Origin of the sequence: Rhodococcus sp. 14C212 (assembly GCF_011058195.1) — a bacterium.
Taxonomy (GTDB): domain Bacteria; phylum Actinomycetota; class Actinomycetes; order Mycobacteriales; family Mycobacteriaceae; genus Rhodococcus; species Rhodococcus aetherivorans.
This window is the reverse complement of sequence record NZ_JAALEH010000172.1, coordinates 1-4648: the sequence shown is the minus strand read 5'-3', so window position 1 is coordinate 4648 and position 4648 is coordinate 1. Positions and strand designations below refer to the sequence as shown.

At 69.3% G+C, this 4648-nt stretch carries 4 protein-coding genes; 2 read left to right on the top strand and 2 right to left on the bottom strand.

Annotated features, from left to right (window positions below):
- Positions 1–176: 176 nt before the first annotated feature.
- Together G6038_RS30245 and G6038_RS30240 are read right to left on the bottom strand one after the other, a co-directional pair.
- Positions 177–860: a GntR family transcriptional regulator gene (locus G6038_RS30245; protein WP_165042550.1), complete on the bottom strand. Its 684-nt coding sequence runs from the start codon at positions 858–860 to the stop codon at positions 177–179.
- Between the two features lie 4 nt (positions 861–864).
- On the bottom strand, positions 865–2016 hold the full coding sequence (locus tag G6038_RS30240) for an acyl-CoA dehydrogenase family protein (RefSeq protein ID WP_165042548.1): 1152 nt from the start codon (positions 2014–2016) through the stop codon (positions 865–867).
- A gap of 130 nt (positions 2017–2146) precedes the next feature.
- Here G6038_RS30240 and G6038_RS30235 point away from each other — a divergent pair, with 130 nt between their 5' ends.
- Together G6038_RS30235 and G6038_RS30230 are read left to right on the top strand one after the other, a co-directional pair.
- A complete protein-coding gene (locus G6038_RS30235) occupies positions 2147–3661 on the top strand; it encodes an aldehyde dehydrogenase family protein (protein ID WP_165042547.1) in 1515 nt (504 codons plus the stop codon).
- A complete protein-coding gene (locus G6038_RS30230; protein WP_346772960.1) occupies positions 3631–4641 on the top strand; it encodes an oxygenase MpaB family protein in 1011 nt (336 codons plus the stop codon). Before G6038_RS30235 ends, G6038_RS30230 begins: the two co-directional genes overlap by 31 nt.
- Positions 4642–4648 lie beyond the last annotated feature (7 nt).

Genomic DNA, 4648 nt, shown 5'->3' with positions numbered 1-4648 from the left:
CGCGGAAGGCAAAAGCACCCGCGAGATCATCCGCTGCCTCAAACGTGCCGTAGCCCGCGAAGTCTTCCGCCTGCTCACCACCACCGGAACCCCAAACCCCCTTGACGGAACATAGGAGCATCATCGCTTCGATCCAAGCGAAGCGATGTGACATTCGGCCCCAACCACGTTGGGCCTCAGCCCCGCGCTTCGATCCGGTCCAGGTGGGCCAGCAACCGGGCCACCGCATCGTCGAACTGCACCTCGGTCTGCGCGACCACCTCGGCGCGGTCCCCCCTGCGGAACGCGTCGATCAGCCGGGCGTGGGACGCGACAGCGAGCCGGCCCCAAGCCGGATCCGCCGCGTAGAGCCGGTAGGGGGTGTAGCGCGCCGCGCTGTAGAGAAACCAGGCGAGCTTCGGGCTGGTCGCGATCCGGTTCAGATCCCGGTGGAACTCGAACTCCGCGTCGGCGATCCGCTGTGTCTCTCCGGACTCGACGGCCAGGCACAGCGCATCGTTCAGGGCGCTCAACCGCTCGAGGTCCGCGGGTTCCGCGGTCCGCAGCGCGCGCAGGGCCAGTTCCACCGCGATCTGCTTCTGCAGCCAGAAGATGTCGGCCACGTCGCCCCGGTCGAGCGGCGAGACGACGTAGCCGCGGTTGGGCACCGACTGCACCAAGCCCTCGCCGCGCAACGTCAGCAGCGCCTCCCGAACCGGGGTGATGCTGACCCCGAGTTCGGCGGCGGTCTCGTCGAGCCGCACGAAGTCGCCGGGCCGCAGCGCTCCGGAGATGATGAGCCCGCGCAGGTGGGTCGCGACCTCCTCGGAGAGCTGGGGCCGTCGCCGCAGTCCGCGCGACGCTCGGGCCGGTGCCGCCATCGGTCTACAGCCCGTAGCTCTTGCCGATGATGTCGCGCTGGATCTCGTTGGTGCCGCCGAAGATCGTCGACACGATCGTCCTGCGCACGTGGTGTTCCATGTCGAACTCGGTGGCGTACCCGTAGCCGCCCATCATCTGCATGCCTTCGAGGGCGGTCTTCTTCGCGACCTCGGTGGCCTTGAGCTTGACCATGGACGCCTCGCGCGGGAACAGCTTGCCCGGGTTGGCGTCGACGAGGCGCGCGACGCGGTACACCAGCAGCCGGGTCGCCTCGATCTCGGTGGCCAGGTCCGCGACCCGGTGGCGGATCGCCTGGAACGTGCCGACCGGGCGGCCGAACTGCTTGCGCTCGGTGACGAACTGCAGGGCGTCGTCGAAAGCGCGCTGCGCGGTACCGAGCATCATCGCGGCCAGGATGAGCCGCTCGGTGTTCAGTCCGGCCATCAGCTGGGTCCAGCCGTTGCCGACCTCGCCGACGACGGCGTCCGCCGGCAGGTGCACGTCGGTGAGGTAGAGGTCGTTGACCTCCTTGCCGCCCATCGTGTCGATGCCGCTGATCTTCAGGCCGGGAGTGTCGGCCGGCAGATGGAACATGGTCAGGCCCTGGTGCTTCGCGCCGCTGCGGTCGGTGCGGGCGACGAGCAGGATGTTGTCGGCGAAGTGCGCGTTCGAGCACCAGGTCTTCTGACCGTTGATCAGCCAGCCGTCGTCGACCTTCTCGGCGCGGCAGGTCAGTGCGCCGACGTCGGAACCGGCCTCGGGCTCGGACATGGAGATGGACTGGGACCGGCCCTCGACGATGCCGCCGAGCACGGTCTCCTTCTGCGCCTGGGTGCCGAACTTCTCGTAGGCGGCGCCCGTGATGAGGGTGGGGCCGATGCCGCCGATGGGTGCCATACCCCGCGTGGTCTGCTCGAGCAGGATGCACAGGTCGACCGTGCTGCCGGCGGATCCGCCGAACTCCTCGGGGACGGTCACGCCGAGCCAGCCGAGGGCGGCCATCTTCCGGTACAGCTCCTGGCTGTGGCTGTGTGTGCCGTGGTCGGTGAGCGCGTCGCGCTGGGCGCGGGTGCCCACCTCGCGGCGGCAGAAGTCGGCGACGGCCGCCGCGAAGTCCTGCTGCTCCGGCGTGAGTTCGGCGAGATTGGTGTGCATGGGATCGACCTCCTGGCCTGGACAAGTAGTGGGGGGTTGTCGACGCCGGGCGCGCCGCCTAGTGTGAGATTCACGACAGTGAATCACATCAAATATATTTGATGTGACCCAGTGAAGGAAGCGTCACTCCATGACCCAGGACCTCAGCACCACCGACACGCCGTCGCCCGCTCCCCCGTCCGCCACCTTCGCCAGCCTCGACCCGCGCGACGGTTCCGTCCTCGCCGAGTACCCGATTGCCGACGCCACCGACGTGGCCGCCGCCGTCGACCGCGCTCGATCGGCCGCCCGCTGGTGGGCCACCCAGGGCTTCCGCGGCCGCCGGGAGTGGCTGCTCGAGTTCAAGAAGGCCGTCGCCGCCGACGCCGAATCCCTCGCGGCCCTCGTCTCCGCCGAGACCGGCAAGCCGCGCGGCGACGCCTTCCTCGAGGTGCTGCTCGCGATCGAGCACCTCGACTGGGCCGCCCGCAACGCCAAGAAGGTGCTGCGCCCGCGCAGGGTCCCGTCCGGCCTGGCCAGCGCCAACCAGCAGGCCACTCTCGAGTACCAGCCGCTCGGCGTGATCGGCGTCATCGGACCGTGGAACTACCCGGTCTACACCCCGATGGGTTCCATCTCCTACGCGCTCGCCGCAGGCAACGCCGTCGTGTTCAAGCCGTCCGAACTGACCCCGGGCGTGGGCAGGTGGCTCGAGCAGAAGTGGAACGCGCTCGCTCCCACGCAGCCGGTGTTCCAGGTGATCACCGGACTCGGCGAGACCGGTGCGGCACTCGCCCGCTCCGGCGTCGACAAGATCGCCTTCACCGGCTCCGGCGCCACCGCCCGCAAGGTCATGGCCGTGTGCGCCGAGACCCTCACCCCGCTCGTCGCCGAGTGCGGCGGCAAGGACGCGATGATCGTCGCCGAGGACGCCGACCTCGACAAGGCTGTGGAGATGGCCGCGTTCGGCGCGTTCGGGAATGCGGGCCAGACCTGTGCCGGCGTCGAACGCATCTACGTCGTGGAACCGGTATACCGGCAGTTCCTCGACAAGCTCACCGCCACCATCGAGCGCGTGCGCCCCGGCGGCACCGACGAGGCCAGCTACGGGCCGATGACGCTGCCCCGGCAGATCGACATCGTGCGCGGCCAGATCGACGACGCGCTCGATCACGGTGCCGAGGCCGTCGTCGGCGGCCGCGAGTCGGTGCACGACCGCTACGTCGATCCGGTGATCCTCACCGGCGTGCCGGAGCGGTCCTCCGCAGTGTGCGAGGAGACCTTCGGCCCGACGGTGGTCGTCAACAAGGTGCGCGATGTCGACGAGGCGGTCGAGCGCGCCAACGCCACCGACTACGGCCTCGGCGCGTCGGTGTTCACCAAGGACCGATCCCACGGACGCAAGATCGCCGACCGATTGCGCACCGGCATGGTGTCGGTGAACTCGGTGCTCGGCTTCGCGGGCATCCCGTCGCTGCCGTTCGGCGGCATCGGCGAATCCGGGTTCGGCCGCATCCACGGCGCCGACGGCCTGCGCGAATTCAGCCGGCCCAAGTCGGTGACCGTCGAGAGGTTCCGGGCCCCGCTGAACCTGCTCACCCTCGAGCGCACCGCCCGGGACATGAAGATCGCCGCGTGGATGCTCAAGACCCGGCACGGACGGTGACACCGATGACGTCGACCTCCCCCGACCGCACCCAGGAACGCACGCGCGGCGCGTCCGTCGCCGCCCGCCCCGACGCCCGGACGGAGAAGGCCACCACCTTCCCGGCACCGAACCGGGACCCGCATGCCGGGCCCGGCCGGTTCGGCTGGCTGAAGGTGATCGAGGGTCTGGACCCGGTGACCCACCATCAGGACATTCTGCGGATCACCGCGGGCTACGAGTTCCCGTGGGACTACCAACGGTCGCTCGAGTTCGCGCTGTTCCGTACCTACTGCGTGCCGAGCATCTCCGCGCTGCTCGCCCGCACCGGCGAGTTCGAGCACCGCCCGCAGAAGCGCTACGACGACACCGCGATCCTGATGTCCGAGCTCGTCGAGCACGGCTACGACTCCGATCGGGGCCGCGAGTCGCTGCGCAACGTCAACCGGATGCACGGCAGGTACTCGATCGACAACGACGACATGCTCTACGTGCTCTCGACGTTCGTCTACGACCCGATCGACTGGATCGACCGCTACGGCTGGCGGCGGCTGCACCCGCACGAGCGCCTCGCCTCGTTCCACTTCTACCGGCAGGTGGGAATCCGGATGGGCATCAAGGACATTCCGGAGTCCTACCAGGAGTTCCAGCGGTTCAAGCTGGACTACGAGGACGAGCACTTCACGTACAGCGACGACAACCACCGCATCGGCACCTACACCCTGCGGCTGTTCCAGTCGTGGTATCCGAAAGCGCTCGCACCCGCCGTCGCCACGGCGGTGTACGCGCTGATCGACGAGCGGATGGCCGCGGCGTTCGGGTTCCCGCAGGGCTCTGCTCGGGTCCGGGCGGTCGCGGAGGCCGCGCTGCGCGCCCGGTCCGCGGTGGTGCGCCGGCTGCCCAAGCGACGGATCTCGCGGGCGGCGAGCAACCCCAACAACCGCACCTATCCGGGGTATCCGGAGGGCTACCACCCCCGGGACCTCGGCGTGGGGTACTGATCCGGGG

What these genes read in the sequence shown, in the direction of transcription:
- G6038_RS30235 (WP_165042547.1), top strand. Translation starts at nt 2,147, where the DNA reads ATGACCCAGGACCTCAGCACCACCGACACGCCGTCGCCCGCTCCCCCG.
- G6038_RS30245 (WP_165042550.1), bottom strand. Translation starts at nt 860, where the DNA reads ATGGCGGCACCGGCCCGAGCGTCGCGCGGACTGCGGCGACGGCCCCAG.
- G6038_RS30240 (WP_165042548.1), bottom strand. Translation starts at nt 2,016, where the DNA reads ATGCACACCAATCTCGCCGAACTCACGCCGGAGCAGCAGGACTTCGCG.